Origin of the sequence: Symbioplanes lichenis (assembly GCF_030709675.1) — a bacterium.
GTDB classification, from domain to species: Bacteria; Actinomycetota; Actinomycetes; order Mycobacteriales; family Micromonosporaceae; genus Actinoplanes; species Actinoplanes lichenis.
The window spans coordinates 229,615-254,279 of sequence record NZ_JAUZQD010000011.1 but is presented as its reverse complement, the minus strand read 5'-3'; the positions used below and the strand labels follow the sequence as shown (position 1 = coordinate 254,279).

The following is a 24,665-nucleotide window of genomic DNA, read 5'->3' as shown; positions in this document are numbered from 1 at the left end:
CCCTTTGTCATGATCGCTGGGTCAGCACCAAGAGCTCGGCGACGGCGGCCAGGGCCAGGGCAATGATCAGCGGCACCACCCCGCCCACCGCGGCGAAGACGAGGAGCAGCGCCGGGGCGAGCAGGGTCGCGCCGAAGGCGAGCACCAGCCGCGGCCGCTCGCTCCGGACCCGTCCCAGCGCCGCGCCCAGTGGCTCGGGACGCACCTGCCGGCTGGTCCAGACCACGAGCGCCAGCAGCACCACGACGCCGATCATCGCGGCCCACGTGCGGGCGATGCCGGAGCTGGACAGCGTCATCACGGCGCTGAGCACCGCGGTGATCATGGTGCCGTTCGCGCCGTAGAGCACGGCCTGGCGCAGCGCCGCGGTCTCGACGGCCGAGTTGTCCAGCACCGGAACGCTCGGGCGGATGATGTCGAAGGCCGGCCCGGGCTCGGGGGCGGGGGCGGGCTCCCGGCTCTCGGTCTCGCCCGGGCTCGTCCCATCCGGGCTCGTCTCGCCCTCGCTCTGCTGGCCGGCTTCGAGCGTCGCCTCGTCCGCCAGGGCCTCGAGCGCCAGCGCCCAGCGGCGGCGCTCCAGCCGGACCACGCCGACGTCCTGCTGCGCGTCGGCGATCGTGGGCTCCAGGTCGAGGGCCTCGCTGTACGCCCGCTGGGCCAGGTCGAACAACCGCAGCCGCGCCGACACCACGGCCAGCACGAGATGCGCCTCGGCGTCGCGGGGCGCCATCCGCACCCCGTTCCAGGCGGCGTTGAGCGCCTCCTGTCCGTTACGGGACTCGCTGAGCAGGGCGGCCCCCGTACGCTGGGCGACCGCGTCCTGCGGCCACCGGGCCAGGATCTCGCCCGCCACCTGGGCCGCGTCGCCGTAGCGCCGCTCGTCGACGAGCGCCATCGCGCGGGCCACCAGCGGCTCGACCGTGCCGGGAGCCGAGGCCACGGCGCTGTCGGCGGCGGCCAGGGCGGCCCGGGGCTGAGCGGCGGCGACGTGCAGCCGGGCCAGGGTCGTGAGCAGGGCGGAATCAGCCGGCGCCGCGGCGAGCCCGGCCGCTATCTCGCCCGCGGCCTCGTCGTAGCGGCCGAGGTCGGCCAGGAGCAGGGCACGCTGCCGATACTCCTCGGGAGTGGTCTCGGGTTCGAACTGGGACGTGGGCTCGCTCGACACCCATCGAGAGTAGGCGCTGCGGGCCACTTCCACCCCACCCGCGGCCACAGCGGGTCACGCCCGAGTTGAAGCCCGAAGCACCACTATGGGCGACTGACCCGAAACGCCACGTTGCCCGGATGTCGCACCTTCGGACCGGCCGCACCAGCACAGCCCGTGATCGGGGCCGCCGTCACCAACCGTGGATCACGACCCCTATGTCCGATTTACGACCGCACGATCAAGGCCGTCGCGATGGCGGCGAGCCCCTCTCCCCGCCCCGTCAGACCCAGCCCGTCGGTGGTCGTGCCGGACACCGTGACGGGCGCGCCGACCGCCTCGGAAAGCACCTGCTGCGCCTCGTCCCGCCGCTTGCCGATCTTCGGCCGGTTGCCGATGACCTGAATCGCGACGTTCCCCACGCGCCAGCCCTCCGCCCGCACCCGCCGCACGGTCTCGGCCAGCAGGGCGACGCCGGCCGCCCCCGACCACTCCGGCTCGGCGGTGCCGAAATTGCTGCCCAGGTCCCCGAGCCCGGCCGCGCTGAACAGGGCGTCGCACGCGGCGTGGGCGGCGACGTCGGCGTCGGAGTGCCCGGCCAGCCCCGCCTCGCCCGGCCACATCAGCCCGGCGACCCAGCACACCCGATCCGGGTCGAAGGCATGCACATCAGTACCGATCCCGATCCGCTGATCCACGGCGCCAGGCTAGCGCGCCCATGATCCGCCGACGCCGGGCGGCTCACGGCCGAGCGGGCGCTGAGCTGCGGGGGTCGCGAGGTCAGCGAGGGCCGGACTGCTCGGCGGCGTGAGCCAGGAGAGCCTCGGCGAGCACCAGGTCGAGCGGGCGAGTGACCTTCAGCGCGAGGTCGGAGCCCGGGATGCAGACGACCGGCAGGCCCGCCTTCTCGACCATGCCGGCGTCGTCGGTGTGCGCGGCGACCGCTGCCGCGTGGACAGCGGCCAGCACGTCGCGCCGGAAGCCCTGCGGCGTCTGAACACTGCGCAGCACGGAACGATCAACCGTGCCCAGCACCCGCTCCGAGCCCACGTCGGCTCGGCCCGGGGGCGAGGATGCGGCGTCGACCTCTTTGATCGTGTCGACGACAGGCTGGGCGGGGATGACGGCGGGATGGCCGGAGCGGACCGCGGCGGCGACGGATTCGACCAGCTCGGGTGGCGTCAGGGCGCGCGCGGCGTCGTGGACCAGGACGATGCCGACGTCGGCGGGGACGGCGGCGAGGGCCGCGGCGACGGAGTCCTGCCGCTCGGCGCCGCCGGGGACCACGATCACCGGGGCGACGGGGGCGAGCAGCTCGCGGACGGCCTCGACCTCGGCGGCCGGCGCGGCGACCACGATGAGGCGGACCGAGGGGGCGGCGGCGACGCGGCGGATCGCGTGGACCAGCAGGGGCTCGCCGGCGAGGAGGCGCAGGGCCTTGGGCACACCCGGGCCGAGGCGGACCCCGGAGCCGGCGGCCGGAACAAGGACCGCGACGTCACCGCGAGCATGAAGCTGCGCGGTCACGTCGCGGTCCTCGGCCAGGTGATGAGGGTCATTCACGACCGGCCTCGCATCGCGCGCCGCGCGGGTGAGGCAGTCGATCGTCGCTGTCGTGAACGATTCTCATCGGTGCTGAGAGGTGGTGGTGTGTACGTCAGGCCTCGGTGAGCACCTTGTCGAGGAGAACCTCGGCCTCGTCCTTGGTGCTCTTCTCGGCGAGGGCCACCTCGCCGACGAGGATGTCGCGGGCCTTGGCGAGCATGCGCTTCTCCCCGGCCGAGAGACCACGCTCGCGCTCGCGACGCCACAGGTCACGAACAACCTCGGCGACCTTGAGCGGGTTGCCGGAGGCGAGCTTCTCGAGATTGGCCTTGTAACGCCGCGACCAGTTGGTCGGCTCCTCGGTGTGCGGAGCGCGGAGGACGTCGAAGACCTTGCCCAGGCCTTCCTCGCCGACCACTTCGCGCACGCCGACGATCTCGGCGTTCTCAGCGGGCACGCGGACCGTCAGGTCGCCCTGGGCGACCCGAAGGACGAGGTACTGCTTGTCCACGCCCTTGATAGTTCTAGTCTCGATTGCCTCGATGAGTGCGGCCCCGTGGTGGGGGTAAACAACGGTCTCGCCGACACTGAAAACCATAGGTTCGAAACCCCTTTCGCTGTGTCTAGGGTAACACGCTCAGCCGACGATGTCCCACCCTGGCCGTAACTGTTAGTGCAGCTCAGGGGGCATGTGAGGCGTCTTTCTACCGCTTGACATGCGGGCCGGAAACTGCCTCAGTAACCGAGAGTGATGAGGCCGTGACAACTGGACCCAGCGAGTCGGAAATTCCGGACGCGGTGGCTTTGTGAGGTCAAGCTTATCGCTAGTGACCGGAACGGCCCACCACTGGCGGCCGGTGGCCTGCTTGAGGGAGGCTGTGAACCAAGGTCCCCGCAGCACGTGAGACTCTGCGGCAGAGGGGAGGGTGGAGCATGGGCAACCGGAGCGACAACGGCAACGGCCTGCCGGGTGACAGCGGTTCCCCGGAGGGTCTGCCCGACCTCCCCGCGGAGTGGGGCGTCATCGTCGTCCCCGACGACCTGTCCGAGCTCGGCGACGAGGTCGACGAGGTCCGGGCCGAGCTGCGCCGCGAAGCCCAGCGCAGCCGCTGGGAGGGCCGGCCCGCTCTGCGTTTCCTCCACCGGCTGAGCGCCGCGGGCGTGCGCGCGCCCATGCTCATCATCTCGATGGCCGTGCTGGTCACCGTGGCCAGCCTCTTCGCCTCGGCCTGGCCCGGCCCGGCGCGCAATCCCGCGACCGAGCGCACGGCCAACGTCAGCGACGACGAGCCGCAGAGCTCGCTGCCCGCCCTGGAGCTGATCTCCCCGGACGGGGGAACGATGGCGCTGCGCGGGCATCTCCCGGCTGTGGTTCTCCTCACCGACCGCTGCGACTGCGACACGCTGGTCGCCGACACCGTCGCCGCCGTCCGCCCCGAGATCGCGGTCATCACGGTCACCACGGCCCCGCCGTCGCCGGCCGCCCAGACCCCGCCGACCAGCAACACCCCGCAGGCCCAGGGCAAGACGGTCCGGGCCCTGCGCGACCCCACCGGCGAGCTGCGCTCCAGCCTCGAGCTCGGCGCCCCCGACGGCACGGCCGCCGTCCTCCTCGTCAACCGCGACGGTGCCGTGGTCCGCCGCATCCCGCGCACCGCCTCGATCGACGACTACCAGCCCGACCTCGCCCGCCTCTGATAAAGCCGGCGTGAAGGCAGAGGCAGGTCAGAGCGGCCCGGCCCGGACCAGCCGCCACCGCAGCACGGTCTCCCCGTCGGCCTCCGACACCACCGACATGAAGAACATGCTGCCCAGCGCCGTGCCCAGCTCGACCGGCTCCGGGTCCTCGACGCACGGCACGGCCCGCCCCGAGTCCACGGTCGTCGTGCTGAGGCGGACCCGCACCTGGTCCTCGCCGGCGCCGGTGCAGGCCACCACCAGGACATAGGAGCCGCGGCTCACCGGCACGTTGCGCTCGGCCGTGGCGCCCCGGGCCAGGACGACGGTCTCGGCCTGGATCTGCCCGGCCACGTCGGGGACGACCAGTTCCAGCGCGCCGCGCCCCGCGACGGTCCGCGGGTCCTCGCCCATGCGCGGCGCGGACGCGAAGAACCACGCCGCGCCGGCGGCCGCGAGCACGGCCGTCAGCGCGTACAACGTGATCCCGCGCATCTGCCCCGGGTCACGCGTGAGGGGCGTCACCCGCTCAGGGTAGGACCCTTTCCAGCAGGACGCCGTAGAGCGTCAGGCCAGGACCGAAGGCCAACAGGGCGACCCGCTCGGGCGGCTCGGGCAGCTTGCGCAGCTCCTCCAGGACCAGCAGGACGGTGGGCGAGGAGCAGTTCCCGTACGCGGCGAGCACCTCCCGCGACGGCGCCATCGCCGCATCGTCCAGCCCGAGCTGCTCCTGCACCACGTCGAGGATCTTCGGGCCGCCCGGGTGCACCGCCCAGCCGTCCACGTCAGCCGTCGTGAGCCCGTTGCGTCCGAGCAGCTCCGACGTGAAGGACCGGACGTGCACCGACAGCACCTCGGGCACCTGCGGCGAGAGCCCCATGCGGAAGCCGAGATCCGTGACGTCCCACGTCATGTGACCCGCGGTGGTGCTGTCCGTGAGGGCGGCGACGTCGCGTACGGCGTACCCCGGCCGGTCGCCCGGCGTGACCACGACGGCGGCCGCGGCGTCCGAGAAGAGGGCGTGGGAGACGATCTGCTGGATGTCCGCGCGGGTGTCCGGCGGCTGGAGGTGCAGGCTGGTCAGCTCGGCGCAGAGCAGCAGCGCGGGGCGGCCGCGGGCGACGGCGAAGTCGGCGATCGTGCCCAGCCCGGGCAGCGCGGCATAACAGCCCATGTGCCCGATGAAGAGGCGCTGGACGCTCGGCGACATGCCCATGTCGCGCGCGAGCGTGATGTCGAGCCCCGGGGTGGCGTACCCGGTGCAGGAGCAGACGGCGAGCAATCCCAGCTCGTCCGCGTCGATCCCCGCGGCGGTGAGCGCGCGACCGACCGCCTCCTTGCCGAGCGGCACGGCCTCGACCTGGTAGCGCCGCATCCGCCGCTCGGTCGACCAGTCCGAGATGTCCTCGAGCAGCGGGCTGACCGCCGCCTGGCGGGTCGTGACGCCCGAGTTCGCGAAGATGCGCTTCGCGAGCCCGCGGCGGCCGCCCGCCGCGTAGTAGTCCGAGAAGTAGCCGTCCCACAGCTCCTGCTGAACCGCCGAGGGCGGCAGTGCCACACCGAGCCCGGCTATCACCGCCCGACCGTCTGCCCGCATGCGTGCCTCCTCTTGTCCGGCCTTCACCACCTCGGCCCGACGCCTTCGCTGTCCGGGTCGCCGCCGAGCGCCTCGACGCCGAGCCAGTCGGCACACACGTCGGAGGTGGCCGGCTGGAGCGACCCGGCGCGGGCGTCGCGGTAAAGACGTTCGAGGGGGTGGCCGCGGCGCATCGCGCTGGTGCCGGCGGCCTCCAGCATCGAGGCGGCGACCTCGGCGGCGGTCGTCCCGGCCAGCAGCTTCGCCCGCCACACCCAGCGGTTGGTCTCGGCGTCACCCGGCTCCTGGTCGACCCGGCGCGCGGCCTCCATGACGGCGAGGTGGGCGGCGGCCACGGCGGCGTCGGCCCGGCCGATCCTCGCGCGTACGGCCGGCAGGTGCCCGAGGTTGCGCGCGGTCACGTGCTCGACAGCCGCGTCCACGGCGGCCCGGGCCACGCCCACGTAGACGGCGGCATAGCTGGCGACCATCCAGTGCGGAGCGAGCTGGGCGATCAGCAGCGCCAGCCCCTCGACCCCGCCGAGCAGCGCTTCCTCCGGCACGACCACGTCCACGTGCACGTCGTGCGAGCCGGTCGCGCGCATGCCCAGCGCGTCCCAGGTCGGCTCGACGCTCAGACCCTCTCCCGCGGGCACCACGAACTGCGAGACCTGCGACGGGTCGTTCGCGCTGCGCGCCGCCACGAGGTACGCGTCCGCGTGTCCCGCCCCGGAACAGAACGTCTTCGCGCCCTTGATGTGCCAGCCACCGTCGACCTTCTCGTACGTGGTGGCCATCTTGGACAGTCGCGAGCCCGCACCGCGCTCGCTCATCGCCACGGCGTACCAGCTGCCGTCGGCCGCGGCGCGCAGCAGCCTGTCCCGGGCCTCGAGGGCCCTCGGCGGCAGTCCCAGGGCGTCGCCCAGCTCGTCGGTGACGCCGGCCAGGGCGCCGGTGACCGAGGCGTGCATGTTGAAGACGAGGGCGGTGGCGCCGTTGCCCCGGGCCAGCTCGTAGGCGACCGCGGCATAGTCCGCGAAGCCCGCACCCGCGCCGCCGAGCCGGGCCGGCGCCATCAGCCCGAAGAGCCCGGAGCGGCGCAGATCGGCGAAGTCGTCGACCGGGAAGGAGCCGCTGCGGTCGTGCTCCGCCGCGCGGGCCGCGAACCGGGGCGCCAGCCGCCGGGCCTCCTCGACGCTCATGCTGCCCCGTCCTCTCCCTTGCGCCCTCTGCCCTGATAGAGCACCTGCGTGGAGCGGGTCGGCAGCATCCGGCCGAGCGGCGCGCGCTTGCGCCCGGGCAGCACCAGCCACCGGACGAGCCCGATCACGCTCGGCCTGATCCCGCGCACTTCGAGGCGCACGCCGTGCTTGGCGCACAGCGTCGTGAGGTCACCGGGATCGACGAACAACTCCGGATCATGGATGCCCACGGGGGCCGCGCCAAACCTCTCGCCCAACGTGATCGACACAACACGACCGAGCCGGGTGGCATTGACGGTGTCGAGCACGAACAGGCCACCCGGCCGCAGCACCCGGCACAGCTCCGCCACCGCGGCGGGCAGGTCCGTCACGTGCTCGAGGATCTCCCCGGCCACCACCACGTCCGCGCTGGCCGAGGCGAGCGGCAGCGCCGTCACGTCCCCCGCGACCGGGGTCACACCGTGGCCGGCCGCCGTCGCCAGCCCGAGCCGCCCCAGATCCACACCGATGTGGACATATCCCAGCCCGGCGACGTGCGGCGCCAGCAGGCCGCCACCACAGCCCGCATCGACGAGTACGGCCCCCGGCCGCGACGCCCGGGGCACCAGCGCGCCCCGGGCCGCCGCCAGCCAGTGCAGCAGCTCGAAACCGCCGCCGGGACGCCACCACTCGGCGGCCAGGTCGTCGTACTGCCGCAGGTCGTTGCGCTCCAGCCGTCGCATGGGATCGAGCGTGGCATGGACGCGGTCCACCCGCCACACTGCTGGCATGCCCGATCCCCTCGCACTGCTCAAGGCGTCGCACCCCGAACCCGGTGGCGCTGTGACGCTCGCCATGGCCCTGCTCGCCGTCGGCGCCGGGCACAGCGCGTGGGGAGTGCTCGGGGTGGCCGCCGCGATCGGGGCCACGCAACTCTCGGTGGGCTGGGTCAACGACTGGCTCGACGCCGATCGCGACCGCGTCACCGGGCGTACGGACAAGCCTGTCGCCTCCGGTGCGGTCTCCCGGCGTACCGTGGGAATCGCGGGTCTGGTCGCCTCGCTGGCGGCGCCGCTCCTGGGTCTCCCCTTCGGCCCGGCCGCGACGGTCTGCATCACGTTGATCACCGTCTTCGCGCTCCTCTACGACTGGCCGCTCAAGTCGACGCCGCTGTCGGTGGTGCCCTATCTGGTGGCGTTCGGGCTGATGCCGGCGTTCGTGGTGATCGCGCTGCCCGGCCACCCCTGGCCGCCGGCCTGGCTCGTCGCGGCGGGAGCGCTGCTCGGCGGGGGCGCCCACTTCGCCAACGTGCTGCCCGACCTCGACGACGACGCGGCCACCGGCGTGGTCGGCCTGCCGCACCGGCTCGGCGCGACCGGTTCGCAGCTCGCCGCGGGCGCGTTGCTGCTGGCCGCAACGCTCACGCTGGTCCTCGGCCCGCCCGGGCCACCATCGTGGCCGGGCCTGAGCGCGGCCGGCGCGGCCGTCGTGGTCCTGCCCTGCGGCTGGTACGCGGCCCGGCGCGCGAACGGCCGCCGCGTGGCCATGTTCCGGGCGGTCATCGTGGTGGCGCTGATCGACGTCGTGCTGCTGGTTCTCAGCGGGCCGGTGACGTGAATGGACGGGTCGCCGTACACGCCGGATCTCCGCCCACTAGTCTGATCGGCGGAGGTTTCTCGTCTTGTCGTCTGGAGGACTGTGATGCGCTCGCTGGGGACCCGCCGCGTCGTACTGACCACGGGTGTAGCCGCGGCGACCGCGTTCGCGCTGGCCGCGTGCGGGGCTGGTCAGGTCGCCGAGACCGCGATCAAGAAGCCGTCGAACCCGGGGGTGAACGCGGACAACTCCAACCGCTCGGTGTTCATCCGCAACCTCTCGGTGCAATATCCGGGCTCGGAGGGCTACGAGGCCGGGGCCGACGCGCCGCTCGAGTTCGGCATCTACAACCAGACGCGCTCCACGATCACCGTGCTGGTCAGCAGCCAGCCGGCCGAGGGCAGCTCCGAGCAGGACGGCGTGGTCTCCGCCCGCCAGATCGGCATCGTCGGCGGCACTCCCGCCTCCGGGGGCGCCGAGGCGACCGTCTCCCCCGCGCCCGAGCCGTCCGGCAGCCGCAACTCCGGCGGCCAGGACGACCAGGACGACAACGACGAGCTGCCGACCCCGGACGCGAGCGTGCAGAGCGCGCAGCCCTCGGGCAGCGCCTCGGCCCGGCCGTCCAGCTCCTCGTCCGGCCGCGAGCGCGCCGTCTCCCCGGCCCGCATCGAGCTCGCCCCGCTGGGCGCCGCGACCTTCCTGCCGGGCGACGCCACCGAGCTGACCGCGCTCGACCTCACCGGCGAGCTGGTCCCGGGCAGCTCGCTCAACCTGGTCTTCGAGTTCAGCAACGGCGCCGAGCCGCTCGTGGTCAAGGCCCCGGTCAGCACCCCGCTCGCCCCGGCCTCCCGGGTGCCGGGCGAGAGCGACGAGCACGTCGCCGAGTAAGTCACCGCGCTTCGCCGCCGCAGGACCCCGGGCTTTCCCGGGGTCCTGCGGCGTTTCTTGTGATCTGCGGCCGTCCGGCGGCGGTTTGTCGTACCCTCCGGATAGCGTTGCGGGGTGACGACTTCCCGGACCAGGAGCGAGCCGCGCCCCGCCTATCAGTGCGACGCGTGCGGCCACCAGCCGCCCAAGTGGCTGGGGCGCTGCCCGGAGTGCAACGAGTGGGGCTCGATCATCGAGTCCACGACCACCAGTCCGGTGGTGGCCGGCCGCGTGGTGGCCTCGCGGCTGCCCGCCCAGCCCGCCCGTCCCATCAAGACGATCAGCGCCGCCCCGGCCCGGGCCGTCCCGACCGGCGTCAGCGAGCTCGACCGGGTCCTCGGCGGCGGGCTGGTGCCCGGCGCGGTGGTCCTGCTGGCCGGCGAGCCCGGCGTCGGCAAGTCCACCCTGCTCCTCGACGTGGCCCAGCAGTGGGCGGTCGGCGCGGGCACCCCGTCGCTCGTGGTCAGCGGCGAGGAGTCGGTGAGCCAGGTGCGGCTGCGGGCCGAGCGCCTGGGCGCCCTGCACGACAACCTCTATCTCGCCTCCGAGAGCGACCTCGGCACGGTCATCGGCCACCTCGACGCGGTCAAGCCGGGCCTGCTGATCGTCGACTCGGTGCAGACCATCTCCGCCCCCGGCACCGAGGGCGTCCCCGGCGGCGTCACCCAGGTCCGCGCGGTCACCGCGGCGCTGGTCGGCATCGCCAAGGAGCGCGGCGTCGCCACCGTCCTCGTCGGCCACGTCACCAAGGACGGCAACGTCGCCGGCCCCCGCGTCCTCGAGCACCTGGTCGACGTGGTCCTGCACTTCGAGGGCGACAAGCACTCGTCCCTGCGCCTGGTCCGCGGCGTCAAGAATCGGTTCGGCGCCGCCGACGAGGTGGGCTGCTTCGAGATGCACGAGACCGGCATCGTGAGCCTGGCCGACCCGTCCGGGCTGTTCCTCACCCGATACAACGAGCCTGTCCCCGGCACCTGCGTCACCGTGGCGATGGAGGGCCGGCGGGCCATGGTCACCGAGGTGCAGGCGCTGATCGGGGCGCAGGTCCAGGGCTCACCGAGGCGCACGGTCTCCGGCCTCGACAGCGCCCGCCTGGCCATGGTCCTGGCCGTCCTCCAGCGCCGCATGGAAAAGATCAAGCTGCACGACCGCGAGGTCTTCGCCGCCACCGTGGGCGGCATCAAGATCACCGAGCCGTCGGCCGACCTGGCCATGGCGCTGGCGGTGGCCTCCGGCGCGCTCAACCTGGCGATGGCCCCGCACCTGGTCGCGATCGGCGAGGTCGGGCTGACCGGCGAGGTCCGGCGGGTCGGGGCGGTCGGGCGGCGGCTGGCCGAGGCGGCGCGGCTGGGCTTCAAGGTCGCGCTGGTGCCGCCGGGGTGCGGGCCGGCCGAGGGCGACTCGCCGCCCAAGGGCATGCGTGTGGTCGAGGTGGGCGACCTGCAGTCGGCGGTGCAGTGGGCCGCGCGGGTGTCGGCCGAGTGAGCGGCGTTGACCCTTCGCCGCTTGCCGGGCGCTCTTCCTCCGGGCTTTCGGCGCTTTCCGGACGCTCTTCTTCCGGGGCATCAGCGCTTCCCGGACGCTTTTGCCCCGGGGCTTCGGCGCTTCCCGGACGCTTTTGCTCCGGGCTTTCGTCGGTTGCCGAGGGCTCGGGCGCGGGGGCTTGTCGATCACCGTGGGTGATTGATCATCACGCTGTGGAGCGGTCGGCGCACCGCGACTCGGGGAGCTGGATGACAGTCCGTAGAATGTCCAGGTGCCGCTCGACCGTGATGCCTCGATCAATCATCATGCCGACGGCGTTGCCCCCGGCCTCAACGGATCGGCAGCCCGTCCGGTGACGCCGCCGACGCCCGGCCCCGGCCTGACCGGTGGCGGGACAGGCGCCGACCCGCTGCGCGCCAACCTCGCCCTGATGGCCCCCGGCACGGCGCTGCGCGACGGCCTCGAGCGGATCCTGCGCGGGCGCACCGGCGCCCTGATCGTTCTCGGCCATGACGACGTCGTGGAGCAGATCTGCACGGGCGGCTTCCCGCTCGACGTCGAGTTCTCGGCGACCCGCCTCCGCGAGCTGTGCAAGATGGACGGCGCCGTGGTCCTCTCCAGCGACGGCACCCGCATCGTCCGGGCCGCCGTGCACCTGATGCCCGACCCCGGCATCCCGTCCGAGGAGTCCGGCACCCGTCACCGCACCGCCGAGCGCGTCGCCAAGCAGTCCGGCTTCCCGGTGATCTCGGTCAGCCAGTCGATGCGCATCATCGGGCTCTATGTGAACGGCCAGCGTCACGTCCTCGACGACTCCGCGGCCATCCTCTCCCGCGCCAACCAGGCCCTCGCCACCCTCGAGCGCTACAAGCTGCGCCTCGACGAGGTCTCCGGCACCCTGTCGGCGCTCGAGATCGAAGACCTGGTCACCGTCCGCGACGCCGTCGCCGTGGTCCAGCGGCTCGAGATGGTCCGCCGCATCGCCGACGAGATCTCCGGCTACGTGGTCGAGCTGGGCACCGACGGCCGCCTCCTCGCCCTCCAGCTCGACGAGCTCATGGCCGGCGTCGACTCCGACCGCACCCTGGTCATCCGCGACTACCTGCCGACCGGCCGCAAGGCCCGCACCCTCGACGAGGGCCTGGTCGAGCTCGACCTGCTCAGCGCCACCGAGATGATCGACCTCGTCGCCGTGGCCAAGGCCATCGGCTACGCGGGCGCCTCGGACGCCCTCGACGCCGCCGTCAGCCCGCGCGGCTACCGGCTGCTCGCCAAGGTCCCGCGCCTGCCCGCCCCGATCGTCGAGCGCCTGGTCGGCCACTTCGGCAGCCTCCAGCGCCTCCTCGGCGCGACGGTCGAGGATTTGCAGGCCGTCGACGGCGTGGGCGACGCCCGGGCTCGCGGGGTGCGCGAGGGCCTGTCCCGCCTGGCCGAGGCCTCCATCCTCGAACGCTACGTCTGACCGTCGGCCGGCCGCGCCCGACCACCGGCCCCCGGCCCCACCGGCCTCTGCCCGCCGCGCCCGACTGCTGACCCGTCCGGCCCTCCGCCCGTGCCCGACTCCCGCCGGCCCAGCCACCGCCCGCCGCGCCCGACTCCCGCCCGCCGCGCCCGACTGCCGACTCGTCCAGCCCTCCGCCGGCCGCGCCCAACTGCCGACTCGTCCAGCCCTCCGCCGGCCGCGCCTGACTGCCGACTCGTCCAGCCCTCCGCCGGCCGCGCCTGACATTCGCACGCCCGGTCTCCGCCCGCTGCGGCTCCGGCGGTGTCCCGCTCGTCTCGGGATGGTGGCGCGCAGCCCGGCCCGGCAACGCGAACGCCGGCGCCTCGGTGGCAGCGCGAACTCTCGAACAGCGAAACGGCCGACGCGCCCCGGCGAGGGGCGGCCGGCCGTCAGGCGGGACGGTGGGCGGTCAGCCGGTGATCGGGTGGGCGGTCAGCCGGTGATCGACAGGGCGACCGGATCGCTGATCTTGTCGCCGAGGCGGGCGCGGATCTGATATTGCCCGGCGCCCGGGGCCGGACCCGCGGCCTGGCCACCCGTGCACTTGGTCGCCTCGTTGCCGTTCCAGCGCACCTGGTATTCGCGCTCGCCCCCGGCGGGGAAGGGCTGCAGGTCGGTGCCGCTGTTGGTGCCGCACGTGTCGGAGGACCAGATCTTCTCGGCGCCCGACTCGATGTAGAGCTCCTGCAGGTCGGCGCCCACGTCGCGGCTGCAGGAACGGGTCGAGACGTTTTTGATGCGGATCCTTATGTCGACCGCGGCGCCGCTGCGGAGGGAGGTCGCGGACGGGATCGGGGTCACCGACATCTCGGCGTTGGTGCAGATGCTGCCGACCGGAACGTTGACGTTCGTGTCCGTGCCGCCCTCAGCCGTACCAGTACCAGTACCCGTGCCTGTGCCGGTCCCCGTGCCACCGTTGGCCCCCGCGCTGGCGCCCGGAACGGCGCCCGAGCCGCCGGACGGGCCGGCACCACCGTTCGTGGCGCCGCCGGACTGCAGGTCCTCGGGCGACGGAAGCGACGGGTTGCCCGCGCCGGGCGGCGGCTCGCCGAAGGACGGCTCGTCGTCCGGCGCCGCACTCGTCGAGGGAGCGGCCGGGGGCTGCGACGCCGCGCCGGAGCCCCGCTTGTCATCGTCGCCGTTGCCACCACAGGAGACGAACAACACGATGATGCCGAGCAGGATCGCGCCCAGCACGACCGCACGGCGCCGCCAGTACACAGCGGTGGGAAGGGGACCAACCGTCGTACGCATGATGGGAGCACGGTATCCCCGTGGCGCCACCAACGACGCAACGACGCGCCGGTTACGGGCCGAGGGCTCGCCACTTGATCTTCAGAGATAAGTTTTGCGCTGGTGGAGCGCGTGCGCCCCGGCGACCCGGTCCAGAAAAAGTTTTCCGGCGCAGTGGTCGACCTCGTGTTGCAGGGCCCGGGCCTCGAACGCGTCGGTGACCAGCCGGACCGCTTCGCCCGTACCCGGAAGCTCGGCCTCGACCACGACGCGGCCGGCCCGCTTGACGTCGCCGGTGAGATCAGGAACGGACATGCAGCCCTCCCGCCCGGGCCGCCACCGGCTCGCCTCGACGATGCGGGCGTTGCAGAGCACGAGCGTCCCGTGGCAGGTCGCCGTCTTGGGATGCTCGGTGACGTCCACGCAGAACACCTGCACGCCCACGCCGACCTGCGGCGCGGCCAGCCCCACGCAGCCCGGCGACACGCGCATGGTGGCGACCAGATCGGCGGCGAGTTGCACGACGGCAGGGTCGGCCGGCTCCACCGGGGCGCCGGGCCGGCTCAGGACTGCGGCGGGCGCCATCACCACCGGGCGCACGGCACCCGCGGTCACAGGACGTCCGGCTCAGCGCGCCGCAGGGTCACGTCGACGCCGAGGTCGCCGGCGGCGTGCTCCAGGCGTACGGACAAATTGCCGGCAGCGCCCGGCGGCAAGTCGACCTCCGCGACCAGCACGTAGAGCGGCCCGGTCAGCCGGGTCGTCAGATCGGTGATGTTCCCGCCGGCCGCCGCGACCTCCCGGGTGACCGCCGCGACGATGCCGAGCCGATCGGCGCCGTGCACACTCACGAGGTACGGCTCCCCGTCCGAAGCCACCGGCGACGGCTCGACGGCTCGCACCGTGGCCAGCACTCCTTCGAGCGGTTCCAACGCCGCCGACACCTCCGCCGCGTCCGCCCCGGTGCAGATGAGCGTCATCGTGAAATGCCCGCGCAGCCGGGTCATCGTGGAGTCGGACAGGTTCGCGCCCACCCCGGCCAGCGCCGCCGAGACCTCCGCGACGATGCCGGGCCGATCCGGGCCGATGACGGTGATGGCGAGCTCGGTCATCAGGGCATCGTAAGCTCGGACGCCTATGACTCTCGCCGACTCAGCCATCCGGTGGTACGAGGAGAACGCCCGCGACCTGCCCTGGCGCGTGCCTGGCACCAGTGCCTGGGCGGTCCTGGTGAGCGAGGTGATGCTCCAGCAGACCCCGGTCGTACGCGTGGAGCCCGCCTGGCGCTCCTGGATGACCCGCTGGCCCACCCCCGCCGACCTGGCCCAGGATCCCCCGTCCGAGGCGATCCGCATGTGGGGGCGCCTGGGCTACCCGCGCCGGGCCATGCGCCTGCACGCCTGCGCGGTCGCCATCGTGGAGCGTCACGGCGGTCAGGTCCCCGACGACCTCGACCAGCTCCTGGCCCTGCCCGGTGTCGGGACCTACACCGCCCGGGCGGTGGCCACCTTCGCGTACGGGCAGCGTCACCCGGTCGTGGACACCAATGTTCGCCGCGTCGTGTGCCGCGCGGTCGAGGGCAAGCCGGACGCCGGCCCGAACACCACCGCCGCCGACCTCACCGCCACCAAAGCGCTCCTGCCCGCGTCGCCATCGCGCGCGGCCAAGGCCAGCATCGCGTTCATGGAGCTCGGGGCGATCGTGTGCACCGCCCGGGCGCCGCGCTGCCCGGAGTGCCCGTTCGAGCAGGTCTGCCTGTTCCGCCAGTCCGGCGCAGTGGTCCCGGCCGGACCGAGCCGCAAACCGCAGCGGTACGCGGGCACCGACCGCCAGGTGCGCGGCCTGCTGCTCGAGGTGCTGCGCATGTCGACCGGTCCCGTGCCCCGTCAGCGGCTGGACGTGGTCTGGGACGACGAGATCCAGCGCGCCCGGGCCCTCGCCGGTCTCGTGGAGGACGGCCTCGTGGAGACGCTGGGCCTCGACGCGGACCGGTTCGTGCTGGCCGGCGACGCGCCCCGAGGGGACGTGCAGCAGCTTTAAGGTCTAGGTCGACACGCGGAGGGCGGCGGCGATCGGGGCCGGCAGCGGATAGGGCATCTCGTCCGGCAGCATCGCCTGCGCCCGGTGCTCGTCGCCCCGGCGGACCTGCTCGCCGATGCGCCGGGCCAGGTGCGTGACGTCGGTGATCCCGACCGTCCACTCCTGCACGAACTTGTCGATCACGTCGACGCCGAGACCGACCTGCAGCGCCCGGTACGGCAACGGGGTCAGCGCGAGCGACCGCTCCGGCTCCCACTGGATGCGGACCGGGCTGTCCTTGAGGGCGTTCGTCCAATGCTCGCGGTCGGTGTGGAACGTGTGGTCGTACTGGGCCAGGCAGGAGTGGCCGAGGGCCCACTCGAAGCCCTCGCGGGTCATCTCCACGGCGAGCACCCGGTCCTGGCCGTCGGCGGAGGCCCACCGGCAGCGGTACATCATCCACCGGAACGACGGCCGCAGCCAGCTCATCCGGTCCCGCTTGAACGGCGCCACAAACCGTCCCGCCCGTGCCGCCGCGAGCGCGATCGGCACTGGGTACGCCTGATAGACGGTGATCGTCTCGGGCGTGTACACGGCGCGCACCTGGCGGACGGGAACCTGCTCCACAGAGCGATGATCACGCCCCGGCCGCCCCGGGGCGGCGAAACCGCGGAAGAAAGCCCGATCGGGCGCCCCGGCGACGCCAAGAACCGCAAGACGGCGGCCGAAGCGACGAGGGCACGACCACCGAGCAGCGCCGCGACCGCAGGGCGAGGGCGCCACGACCGAGCAGCCCCGCGACCAAAGCCCGAGGCCGCGACGAAGAGGCGGCGGCGCGAGAAAAGGGAGCCGGCAAGCGAAACGGCCCGGTGCTTTTCGCACCAGGCCGTTCCGTTCACAGCATCAGGCGGGCCCAACAGCGCCCGTCAGCGCTCGCTCACTCCTCGGTGGCAGCCGCCCCGAGGTCCGCCGGCACGGCGTCCGGGACCACGGAGCCCCGGTCGGCGCCCTTGAACACGAGCTTGGACTTCTCGATGTTCTCGGGGTCGCCCTCGCAGTCGACGACGACGATCTGGCCGGGGCGCAGCTCGTTGAACAGGATCTGCTCGGACAGGGTGTCCTCGAGGTCGCGCTGGATGGTGCGGCGCAGCGGCCGGGCCCCCAGCACCGGGTCGAAGCCCTTCTTCGCCAGGTACTTCTTGGCGTTGTCGGTCAGCTCCAGACCCATGTCCTTGTTCTTGAGCTGGGTCTCGATCCGGCTGGTGAAGATGTCGACGATCTCGAGGATCTCGTTCTGCCGGAGCTGGTGGAAGACGATCGTGTCGTCGATGCGGTTGAGGAACTCCGGGCGGAAGTGCTGCTTCAGCTCGTCGTTGACCTTGACCTTCATCCGCTCGTAGTTGGACTCCTCGGCCTCGGAGGCCTGGAAGCCCAGCGACACCGCCTTGGCCACGTCGCGCGTGCCCAGGTTGGTGGTCAGGATGATCACCGTGTTCTTGAAGTCGACGATGCGACCCTGACCGTCGGTCAGCCGGCCGTCCTCCAGGATCTGGAGGAGGGTGTTGAAGACGTCCGGGTGGGCCTTCTCGATCTCGTCGAAGAGGACCACGGAGAACGGCTTGCGGCGCACCTTCTCGGTGAGCTGGCCGCCCTCGTCGTAGCCGACGTAGCCGGGAGGGGCACCGACGAGCCGCGACACCGTGTAGCGGTCGTGGAACTCGGACATGTCGAGCTGGATCAGCGCGTCCTCGGAGCCGAAGAGGAACTCGGCCAGCGCCTTCGAGAGCTCGGTCTTACCGACGCCGGACGGGCCGGCGAAGATGAACGAGCCGGAGGGGCGCTTCGGGTCCTTCAGACCCGCGCGGGTGCGCCGGATCGCCTTGGAGACGGCCTTGACCGCGTCCTCCTGGCCGATGACGCGCTTGTGCAGCTCGTCCTCCATGCGCAGCAGGCGCGAGGTCTCCTCCTCGGTCAGCTTGTAGACCGGGATGCCGGTCCAGTTGCCCAGGACCTCGGCGATCTGCTCGTCGTCGACCTCGGACACGACGTCGAGGTCGCCGGCCTTCCACTCCTTCTCCCGCTGCGCCTTCTGGCCCAGCAGCTGCTTCTCCTTGTCGCGCAGCTGCGCGGCCCGCTCGAAGTCCTGCGCGTCGATCGCGGACTCCTTGTCCCGGCGGACCTGGGCGATGCGCTCGTCGAAGTCGCGGAGGTCCGGCGGCGCGGTCATCCGGCGGATGCGCATCCGGGCGCCGGCCTCGTCGATCAGGTCGATCGCCTTGTCGGGCAGGAAGCGGTCGGAGATGTAGCGGTCGGCCAGCGTGGCCGCCGCGACCAGGGCCGCGTCGGTGATGCTGATCCGGTGGTGCGCCTCGTAGCGGTCGCGCAGGCCCTTGAGGATCTCGATGGTGTGCGCCAGCGACGGCTCGCCCACCTGGATCGGCTGGAAGCGGCGCTCCAGGGCGGCGTCCTTCTCGAGGTGCTTGCGGTACTCGTCGAGGGTCGTGGCGCCGATCGTCTGCAGCTCACCCCGGGCCAGCATGGGCTTGAGGATGCTCGCGGCGTCGATGGCGCCCTCGGCGGCACCCGCACCCACCAGGGTGTGGATCTCGTCGATGAACAGGATGATGTCGCCGCGGGTGCGGATCTCCTTGAGCACCTTCTTGAGGCGCTCCTCGAAGTCACCGCGGTAGCGGGAACCGGCGACCAGCGCGCCCAGGTCGAGGGTGTAGAGCTGCTTGTCCTTGAGCGTCTCGGGCACCTCGCCCTTGACGATGGACTGCGACAGCCCCTCGACGACGGCGGTCTTGCCGACGCCCGGCTCGCCGATCAGCACCGGGTTGTTCTTGGTGCGGCGGGACAGCACCTGCATGACCCGCTCGATTTCCTTCTCGCGCCCGATGACCGGGTCGAGCTTGCCCTCGCGGGCGGCCTGGGTCAGGTTGCGTCCGAACTGGTCGAGGACCAGCGAGGTGGACGGCGCGGCCTCGCCCGCCGCGGCACCGGCGGCGGCCGGCTCCTTGCCCGAATATCCGGAGAGCAGCTGGATGACCTGCTGGCGGACCCGGTTGAGGTCGGCGCCGAGCTTCACGAGGACCTGGGCGGCGACGCCCTCGCCCTCGCGGATCAGGCCCAGCAGGATGTGCTCCGTGCCGATGTAGTTGTGGCCGAGCTGCAGAGCCTCGCGCAGCGAGAGCTCCAGCACCTTCTTGGCCCGCGGCGTGAACGGGATGTGCCCGCTCGGCGCCTGCTGGCCCTGGCCGATGATCTCCTCGACCTGCTGCCGGACCCCCTCGAGGGAGATGCCCAGGCTCTCGAGGGCCTTGGCGGCGACGCCTTCACCCTCGTGGATCAGGCCGAGCAAGATGTGCTCTGTGCCGATGTAGTTGTGGTTGAGCATCCGGGCCTCTTCTTGGGCCAGGACGACAACCCGTCGCGCTCGGTCGGTGAACCGCTCGAACATGCCCTCGTGCTCCTCACGTGCCGTGCGCCAATATGAACTGGCGGGGCCAGCGCACGAGCATCGGTGATGCCCGTGCTGTCACTACTCTATCGCCGCCGGGTGACTCTGCTGGGCCGTCGAGCCCGGCCGGGACGTCCCGCACCGCTGATTTCCCCAACTTCGCACGCTCAACGGCTGTTCCCCACCCCCGTGGAGTACGCGCACAGCGAAATCCCGGCTCCCGAGCCGCTGGAAACAGCGCGACCCGGCCAACGTACGGCGCGATCCGGCTGACCGGCAGCCGTCGTCCACAGGCTGTGGACAACGCGGTCCGCCCCTGTGGATAACTTACGCACGGCGGCCGAAGGGTGAGCGAAAAGCGGCAGGGCCCGCGGCGCCGAAGCGCCACGGGCCCTGCTCGACGATCGAATCCAGGTCAGCGGCCGGGACCCTTGGCATGGAACTCGTCCACGATCTCCTGCGGGATGCGCCCGCGGTCGGAGATCTCCTTGCCGTTCTTCTTGGCCCACTCGCGGATGGCCTTGTTCTGCTCGCGGTCGGCGGTCGCGCCGCCGCGCCCCCGAGCGGCCCGGCCGCCCACGACCACCCCGCCGCGGGCGACCTTCGATCCGGCACCGACGTAGGGCGCGAAGACGTCGCGCAATTTCGCCGCGTTCTTGTCGGACAGGTCGATCTCATACTGAATGCCGTCGAGGGCGAACTTGACCGTCTCGTCGGCATCACCGCCGTCGAGGTCGTCGACCAGCTTGTGAATGATCTGCTTGGCCACGCGCCGTTATCCTTCCTGAAACCACGTTCACTCGTCTCACACACAATCCCCACCGCAAACAATAACGCCGGTCCGGCGTGATCCGTCAATGCGGGTCGCGATATCGATGCGCGACACGGCTCGGATCGGTCGATGGTTTCCCGAATACCCCGGCGCCGTTTCCCATTCCGGCGACCGGATCGGGGAGAAGACGACCGCGTGTCAGCGAGAACGCGGAGAGTCACAAAGGAAAATCATCCGGCCTGGCCGACATTCCGCTCATAAACCATCCGCAGCCCGATCAGGGTGATCATCGGTTCGTACGCGGTGATCGTGCGGCACTCGTCCTTGACCAGCCCGGCGAGCCCGCCCGTGGCGATCACGGCACTCACCTCGCCGCCCAGCTCGGCGGTCATCAGCTCGACGATCCGGTCCACCTGGCCGGCCACCCCGAAATAGAGGCCGGACTGCAGGCACTCGACCGTGTTCTTGCCGATGACCGAGCGCGGGGCGGCCGGTTCCACCTTGCGCAACTGGGCGGCCCGGGCGGCCAGGGCGTCGAACGAGATCTCGATGCCGGGCGCGAACGCACCGCCGAGAAACTCGCCGCGGGCACTGATGACGTCGAAATTGGTGGTCGTGCCGAAGTCGACGACGATCGACGGCCCGCCGTAGAGCGCGTGCGCGGCGAGCGTGTTCACGACCCGGTCCGCGCCGACCTCCTTGGGATTGTCGATCGCGAGCTGGACGCCGGTCTTCACGCCCGGCTCGACGATGACATTCGGCGTGCCCCGGTAGTAACGCCCCAGCATCGAGCGCAGCGTGCGCAACGCGGCGGGGACGGTGGAACAGGCGGCGACCCCGGTGATCTCGACCGCGTCCCCGGCGAGCAGGCCGCGGAACATCAGGCCCAGCTCGTCGGCGGTCGCCCGGGCATCGGTCTTGATGCGCCAGTTGTGCACCAATTTGTCGCCGTCGAAGGTCGCGAGAACCGTGTTCGTATTGCCGATGTCGATGCACAGAAGCACGAGACGACCTTAGTTCAGGAGCGGAGATCGAGGGCGATGTCGAGGATCGGCGAGGAATGCGTCAGCCCGCCGACCGACAGATAGTCGACACCGGTCGCGGCATAGTCGGCGGCGGTCTCAAGGGTCAGATTGCCCGTCGCCTCCAGCTCGACCCGGTCACCGACCGCCGCCACGACCTCGCGCAGCAGCTCGGGACGCATGTTGTCGCAGAGCAGGAAATCGGCCCCGGCGTCGACCGCCTCCCGCGCCTCGGCGAGCGTCGTGACCTCCACCTGCACGGGCACGTCGGGGAAACGCTCCCGAACGAACCGGTAGGCCGCCGTGATGCTCCCGGCCGCGAGTTTGTGGTTGTCCTTGATCATCGCTACGTCGTACAGGCCCATGCGCTTGTTGGTACCCCCGCCGGCGCGGACCGCGTATTTCTCCAGGACCCGCAGCCCCGGGGTGGTCTTGCGCGTGTCGAGCACCGTGGCCTTGGTGTCCGCGAGCTGGTCGGCCCACTTGCGGGTGTGCGTGGCGACGCCGGACATGCGGCAGAGCAGATTCAGCGCCGTACGCTCGGCCGTCAGCAGTGATCGCGTCGGCCCCGTGACGACGGCGAGCACGTCGCCGCGCTCGACCCGCGCCCCCTCCTCGACCCGCTGGTCGAAGGTGGCCGTCCCGCCCGACGTCACCGCGAAGACCTGCGCCGCCACGGGCAGCCCCGCGACCACGCCCGGCGCGCGGGCCACGATCTCGGCCGTGTCGATCTGGCCCGCGGGGATCGTCGCCTCGCTGGTCACGTCGCGGGGCGGGTCGCCCAGGTCCTCGGCCAGCGCCGTGTAGACGATCCGCTCCACCTGGGCCAGATCCAAGCCCTCACCGATCACTATGTCCCCCAGAACAAAGGCCGTCCACGCGGATCACTGCATCTCCTCGAAGCTCTGCGTCAGCTTGCCCGTCGCGGCGATCGCGTTGAGCAGGTGCCCCCGCCACTCGTCCAGCGCGCCCGGGTGATCCTCGCGCCAGTGACAGCCGCGGGTCTCGCGCCGCTCGAAGGCCGAGGCGACCAGCGCCGACGCGACGGTGAGCAGGTTCGTCGCCTCCCACGAGGCGTTGCGAGGCGTGTCGCGCTGCTCTCCGAGGCGGGTCAGCTCCTTGGCCGTGGCCGCGAGCGAGTCCGCCGAGCGGAGGACGCCGGCGCCCCGGGTCATCGCGCGCTGCAGCTCGGCGCGGACGGCGGGCGGCACCACCCAGCCCGGGTCGCCGGACGCGGGCCCGGGCTCGGCCTGCGGCGGCAGGTCACGGGCGATGTCGTCGGCGATGCGCCGGGCGAAGACGAGCCCCTCGAGCAGGGAATTGCTCGCGAGCCGGTTGGCGCCGTGGACCCCCGTGCAGGCGACCTCGCCGCACGCGTAGAGGCCCGCGATGGACGTACGCCCATGAAGGTCTGTCCGCACGCCGCCGGACGCGTAGTGCGCGGCCGGGGCCACCGGGATCAGCTCGGTCACGGGGTCGACGCCCGCCGACCGGGTCGACGCGATGATGGTCGGGAAACGCTGCTCCAGGAACTCGCGGCCGAGGTGACGCGCGTCGAGATAGACGTGGTCGGCGCCGGTCGCCTGCAGCACCCGGTGGATGCCCTTGGCGACCACGTCGCGCGGCGCCAGCTCGGCCAGCTCGTGCTGCCCGACCATGAAGCGCTCGCCGGACTCGTCGACCAGGTGGGCGCCCTCGCCGCGCAGCGCCTCGGAGATCAGCGGGCGCTGCACCGAGGTGACGCCGGCGGTCACGAAGGACGTCGGGTGGAACTGCACGAACTCCACGTCGGTGACGACCGCGCCGGCCCGCAGCGCGAGCGCCACGCCGTCGCCGGTGGACACCGAGGGGTTGGTGGTCGACGCGTAGATCTGGCCCATGCCGCCGGTGGCCAGCACCACAGCCCGGGCCAGGATCGCCCCGACGCCGTCCTCGCTGCCCTCGCCCAGCACGTGCAGGGTGATGCCGCAGGCCCGGCCGTCCGGCGCGCGCAGCAGGTCGAGCACCAGCGCGTGCTCGACGAGCCGGATCCAGGGGTCGCGGTGCACGGCGTCGTGCAGCGCGCGCTGCACCTCGGCGCCGGTCGCGTCGCCGCCCGCGTGCACGATGCGGTCGGCGCGGTGGCCGCCCTCGCGGGTCAGCATGAGCGACCCGTCGGCGTTGCGGTCGAACTCGGCCCCGAGCCGGATCAGCTCCCGGATCCGCGTGGGACCCTCCTCGACCAGCACCCGCACGGCGGCCGGGTCGCAGAGGCCCACGCCGGCGATCTCGGTGTCGAAGGCGTGCGCCTCGGGGGTGTCCAGCGGGTCGAGCACGGCGGCGATGCCGCCCTGCGCCCAGCGGGTCGACCCGTCGTCAATGTTGACCTTGGTGACCACGGTGACGTGCAGACCCTGCTCCCGCAGGTGCAGCGCGGCGGTCAGCCCGGCGACGCCGGACCCGACGACCACCACGTCGGTGGACTCGGTCCAGCCCGGCTCGGGCGCGGCCAGCCGGCGCGGGAGCACCGGGAGATCGGCGGAAGGCGACATCAGCCCAGTCAACCTTGTCCCGCGCGCGTTTCCCATCCGGGGTATCGGACGTCACTGATACTGGACGGGAAGCGCCTTGGCGCCCTTGCCGGCGAGCGAGGACGTGAGGGTCGTGTCGACCCACAGATAGCAGCGCACGCCCCGGTCGCCGAGCGCCCAGACGTCGTCGCCGCCCGGCAGGGACACGACCCCGGCGCGATACTGCAGGTCGGCGTCGTCGGGCACACCCACGAACTTCGCGATCACCGTACGGCACCCGGCGTGGAACGCGTCCCAGTCCTTCGCGGTCTCCGGGTAGCCGGTGCCCTTGCCCGCCGTCCACACGCCCGCGAACTCCGCGTTGTGCTCCGACACGCACGGCGCCGCGGGCATGGTGCTGATCTTGCCGTCCTTGTCGAGCCGCACCCCGTAACAGGTCAGCAGCAGCGGCGACTTGGGCTCCTCGAGCGCGTCCCGCAGCGTGCCGACTCGTTGCACCAGCCCGCCGTCGTCCTCCACCGAGCTGCTGACCAGCACCTCGCACCGGTACCAGCGGGCGCCCCCGGTCCACGCGGCCTTCGTCGGCTGGGTGATGCCGATCCACAGCCGGGCCGTACGCCACGGGCCGCCCACGTACGCCGTCGTCTTCTGGTCACACGTCTCGTACGCCGAGCGGGCGGCCGCCGAGTCGTCCGCGGGCGGGGCCGGCGCCTCGGCCGCCGGGTCCTCGTACTCGCCGACGTAGACCGTCTCGGTGCGGTGCTTGAGCGAGCAGTCGACCTCCTCGTAGTCGGCGCGGGCGCCGGCCGCGGAGAAGTTCGCCAGGTGACACGTCTCGGCGACCGGCGTGAACCCGGTCGGGACGGTCATCGCGGCCCAGCCGTTGATCAGGTTGCCGTCGACGCCCGCGGGCTTGCTGCAGCCGCCCACGAGCAGTGCCGCAGCAACCACGAGCCACCAGCGCCGCATGAGGATCCCCCGTCCGTTTCGCCCAGTCTAGGGCGATACGTCGGC

General features: G+C 72.3%; 24 protein-coding genes. 6 read left to right on the top strand and 18 right to left on the bottom strand.

What is annotated here, in order from left to right:
• Positions 1-7: 7 nt before the first annotated feature.
• The 4 genes from RAN62_RS26695 to RAN62_RS26680 all read right to left on the bottom strand — a co-directional run bounded on the left by RAN62_RS26695 (position 8) and on the right by RAN62_RS26680 (position 3,287).
• The gene (locus RAN62_RS26695; protein WP_305787507.1) at positions 8-1,165 is read right to left on the bottom strand and encodes a tetratricopeptide repeat protein; all 1,158 of its coding nucleotides are present in this window, start codon (positions 1,163-1,165) and stop codon (positions 8-10) included.
• 206 nt (positions 1,166-1,371) lie between these two features.
• Entirely contained in the window at positions 1,372-1,842 is a 471-nt protein-coding gene (gene ispF / locus RAN62_RS26690; RefSeq protein ID WP_305787506.1) for a 2-C-methyl-D-erythritol 2,4-cyclodiphosphate synthase, read from the bottom strand.
• An 82-nt stretch (positions 1,843-1,924) separates the two neighbouring features.
• On the bottom strand, positions 1,925-2,671 hold the full coding sequence (gene ispD, locus RAN62_RS26685; RefSeq protein ID WP_305787594.1) for a 2-C-methyl-D-erythritol 4-phosphate cytidylyltransferase: 747 nt from the start codon (positions 2,669-2,671) through the stop codon (positions 1,925-1,927).
• 130 nt (positions 2,672-2,801) lie between these two features.
• Positions 2,802-3,287, bottom strand: a complete 486-nt coding sequence (locus RAN62_RS26680) for a CarD family transcriptional regulator (RefSeq protein ID WP_305787505.1) — start codon at positions 3,285-3,287, stop codon at positions 2,802-2,804.
• Between the two features lie 335 nt (positions 3,288-3,622).
• Between RAN62_RS26680 and RAN62_RS26675 the strand changes: the two genes are divergently transcribed.
• On the top strand, positions 3,623-4,387 hold the full coding sequence (locus RAN62_RS26675; RefSeq protein WP_305787504.1) for a hypothetical protein: 765 nt from the start codon (positions 3,623-3,625) through the stop codon (positions 4,385-4,387).
• Positions 4,388-4,414: 27 nt separating this feature from the next.
• On the opposite strand, the gene RAN62_RS26670 is transcribed toward RAN62_RS26675, so the two are convergent.
• Genes RAN62_RS26670 through RAN62_RS26655 form a run of 4 tightly spaced genes read right to left on the bottom strand, consistent with a single transcriptional unit; the run spans position 4,415 to position 7,866 of the window.
• A complete protein-coding gene (locus tag RAN62_RS26670) occupies positions 4,415-4,891 on the bottom strand; it encodes a DUF6023 family protein (protein WP_305787503.1) in 477 nt (158 codons plus the stop codon).
• A gap of 4 nt (positions 4,892-4,895) precedes the next feature.
• Positions 4,896-5,963, bottom strand: coding sequence for a type III polyketide synthase (locus RAN62_RS26665; protein WP_305787502.1), 1,068 nt, complete (start codon positions 5,961-5,963; stop codon positions 4,896-4,898).
• Between the two features lie 23 nt (positions 5,964-5,986).
• Positions 5,987-7,144, bottom strand: coding sequence for an acyl-CoA dehydrogenase family protein (locus RAN62_RS26660; protein WP_305787501.1), 1,158 nt, complete (start codon positions 7,142-7,144; stop codon positions 5,987-5,989).
• Positions 7,141-7,866, bottom strand: coding sequence for a methyltransferase domain-containing protein (locus RAN62_RS26655; RefSeq protein WP_305787500.1), 726 nt, complete (start codon positions 7,864-7,866; stop codon positions 7,141-7,143). Before RAN62_RS26655 ends, RAN62_RS26660 begins: the two co-directional genes overlap by 4 nt.
• On the opposite strand from RAN62_RS26655, the gene RAN62_RS26650 reads away from it, so the two are divergent.
• From RAN62_RS26650 to disA, 4 genes are all read left to right on the top strand, one after another.
• Complete coding sequence (locus RAN62_RS26650; RefSeq protein ID WP_438874551.1) at positions 7,865-8,740, top strand: UbiA family prenyltransferase; 876 nt, start codon at positions 7,865-7,867, stop codon at positions 8,738-8,740. The two genes, RAN62_RS26655 and RAN62_RS26650, sit on opposite strands and share 2 nt — an antisense overlap.
• Before the next feature lie 84 nt (positions 8,741-8,824).
• Positions 8,825-9,607 carry a hypothetical protein gene (locus tag RAN62_RS26645; protein ID WP_305787498.1) on the top strand — a complete coding sequence of 261 codons (783 nt, stop codon included), beginning with the start codon at positions 8,825-8,827 and terminating at the stop codon, positions 9,605-9,607.
• 114 nt (positions 9,608-9,721) lie between these two features.
• Positions 9,722-11,131: a DNA repair protein RadA gene (gene radA / locus RAN62_RS26640; protein ID WP_305787497.1), complete on the top strand. Its 1,410-nt coding sequence runs from the start codon at positions 9,722-9,724 to the stop codon at positions 11,129-11,131.
• 271 nt (positions 11,132-11,402) lie between these two features.
• Positions 11,403-12,593 carry a DNA integrity scanning diadenylate cyclase DisA gene (disA, locus tag RAN62_RS26635; protein ID WP_438874550.1) on the top strand — a complete coding sequence of 397 codons (1,191 nt, stop codon included), beginning with the start codon at positions 11,403-11,405 and terminating at the stop codon, positions 12,591-12,593.
• A 474-nt stretch (positions 12,594-13,067) separates the two neighbouring features.
• Here the strand turns inward: disA and RAN62_RS26630 are convergent, their stop codons facing one another.
• The 3 genes from RAN62_RS26630 to RAN62_RS26620 form a co-directional block, all read right to left on the bottom strand.
• Positions 13,068-13,889 (bottom strand): adhesin, encoded by an 822-nt coding sequence (locus RAN62_RS26630; RefSeq protein WP_305787496.1) that lies wholly within the window; start codon positions 13,887-13,889, stop codon positions 13,068-13,070.
• 81 nt (positions 13,890-13,970) lie between these two features.
• Complete coding sequence (locus RAN62_RS26625) at positions 13,971-14,453, bottom strand: peptide deformylase (RefSeq protein WP_305787592.1); 483 nt, start codon at positions 14,451-14,453, stop codon at positions 13,971-13,973.
• Between the two features lie 26 nt (positions 14,454-14,479).
• A complete protein-coding gene (locus tag RAN62_RS26620) occupies positions 14,480-14,980 on the bottom strand; it encodes a glycine cleavage system transcriptional repressor (RefSeq protein ID WP_305787495.1) in 501 nt (166 codons plus the stop codon).
• Positions 14,981-15,005: 25 nt separating this feature from the next.
• On the opposite strand from RAN62_RS26620, the gene RAN62_RS26615 reads away from it, so the two are divergent.
• On the top strand, positions 15,006-15,908 hold the full coding sequence (locus RAN62_RS26615) for an HhH-GPD family protein (protein ID WP_305787494.1): 903 nt from the start codon (positions 15,006-15,008) through the stop codon (positions 15,906-15,908).
• Positions 15,909-15,911: 3 nt separating this feature from the next.
• Here RAN62_RS26615 and RAN62_RS26610 read toward each other — a convergent pair whose 3' ends face one another.
• From RAN62_RS26610 to RAN62_RS26580, 7 genes are all read right to left on the bottom strand, one after another.
• A complete protein-coding gene (locus RAN62_RS26610; protein ID WP_305787493.1) occupies positions 15,912-16,514 on the bottom strand; it encodes a DUF4291 domain-containing protein in 603 nt (200 codons plus the stop codon).
• Positions 16,515-16,824: 310 nt separating this feature from the next.
• A complete protein-coding gene (locus RAN62_RS26605) occupies positions 16,825-19,347 on the bottom strand; it encodes an ATP-dependent Clp protease ATP-binding subunit (RefSeq protein ID WP_305787492.1) in 2,523 nt (840 codons plus the stop codon).
• A 415-nt stretch (positions 19,348-19,762) separates the two neighbouring features.
• Positions 19,763-20,116, bottom strand: a complete 354-nt coding sequence (locus RAN62_RS26600; protein WP_305787491.1) for a histone-like nucleoid-structuring protein Lsr2 — start codon at positions 20,114-20,116, stop codon at positions 19,763-19,765.
• A 233-nt stretch (positions 20,117-20,349) separates the two neighbouring features.
• Positions 20,350-21,123, bottom strand: coding sequence for a type III pantothenate kinase (locus tag RAN62_RS26595; RefSeq protein ID WP_305787490.1), 774 nt, complete (start codon positions 21,121-21,123; stop codon positions 20,350-20,352).
• A gap of 14 nt (positions 21,124-21,137) precedes the next feature.
• Entirely contained in the window at positions 21,138-21,992 is an 855-nt protein-coding gene (gene nadC, locus RAN62_RS26590; RefSeq protein WP_305787489.1) for a carboxylating nicotinate-nucleotide diphosphorylase, read from the bottom strand.
• 33 nt (positions 21,993-22,025) lie between these two features.
• Positions 22,026-23,672, bottom strand: a complete 1,647-nt coding sequence (locus RAN62_RS26585) for an L-aspartate oxidase (protein ID WP_305787488.1) — start codon at positions 23,670-23,672, stop codon at positions 22,026-22,028.
• Between the two features lie 51 nt (positions 23,673-23,723).
• Entirely contained in the window at positions 23,724-24,620 is an 897-nt protein-coding gene (locus RAN62_RS26580; protein ID WP_305787487.1) for a septum formation family protein, read from the bottom strand.
• Positions 24,621-24,665: the final 45 nt, after the last annotated feature.

What these genes read in the sequence shown, in the direction of transcription:
- RAN62_RS26585 (WP_305787488.1), bottom strand. Translation starts at nt 23,672, where the DNA reads ATGTCGCCTTCCGCCGATCTCCCGGTGCTCCCGCGCCGGCTGGCCGCG.
- RAN62_RS26650 (WP_438874551.1), top strand. Translation starts at nt 7,865, where the DNA reads ATGGGATCGAGCGTGGCATGGACGCGGTCCACCCGCCACACTGCTGGC.
- RAN62_RS26630 (WP_305787496.1), bottom strand. Translation starts at nt 13,889, where the DNA reads ATGCGTACGACGGTTGGTCCCCTTCCCACCGCTGTGTACTGGCGGCGC.
- RAN62_RS26680 (WP_305787505.1), bottom strand. Translation starts at nt 3,287, where the DNA reads ATGGTTTTCAGTGTCGGCGAGACCGTTGTTTACCCCCACCACGGGGCC.
- RAN62_RS26665 (WP_305787502.1), bottom strand. Translation starts at nt 5,963, where the DNA reads ATGCGGGCAGACGGTCGGGCGGTGATAGCCGGGCTCGGTGTGGCACTG.
- RAN62_RS26675 (WP_305787504.1), top strand. Translation starts at nt 3,623, where the DNA reads ATGGGCAACCGGAGCGACAACGGCAACGGCCTGCCGGGTGACAGCGGT.
- RAN62_RS26645 (WP_305787498.1), top strand. Translation starts at nt 8,825, where the DNA reads ATGCGCTCGCTGGGGACCCGCCGCGTCGTACTGACCACGGGTGTAGCC.
- RAN62_RS26625 (WP_305787592.1), bottom strand. Translation starts at nt 14,453, where the DNA reads ATGGCGCCCGCCGCAGTCCTGAGCCGGCCCGGCGCCCCGGTGGAGCCG.
- RAN62_RS26615 (WP_305787494.1), top strand. Translation starts at nt 15,006, where the DNA reads ATGACTCTCGCCGACTCAGCCATCCGGTGGTACGAGGAGAACGCCCGC.
- RAN62_RS26620 (WP_305787495.1), bottom strand. Translation starts at nt 14,980, where the DNA reads ATGACCGAGCTCGCCATCACCGTCATCGGCCCGGATCGGCCCGGCATC.
- RAN62_RS26660 (WP_305787501.1), bottom strand. Translation starts at nt 7,144, where the DNA reads ATGAGCGTCGAGGAGGCCCGGCGGCTGGCGCCCCGGTTCGCGGCCCGC.
- RAN62_RS26605 (WP_305787492.1), bottom strand. Translation starts at nt 19,347, where the DNA reads ATGTTCGAGCGGTTCACCGACCGAGCGCGACGGGTTGTCGTCCTGGCC.
- RAN62_RS26655 (WP_305787500.1), bottom strand. Translation starts at nt 7,866, where the DNA reads ATGCGACGGCTGGAGCGCAACGACCTGCGGCAGTACGACGACCTGGCC.
- RAN62_RS26580 (WP_305787487.1), bottom strand. Translation starts at nt 24,620, where the DNA reads ATGCGGCGCTGGTGGCTCGTGGTTGCTGCGGCACTGCTCGTGGGCGGC.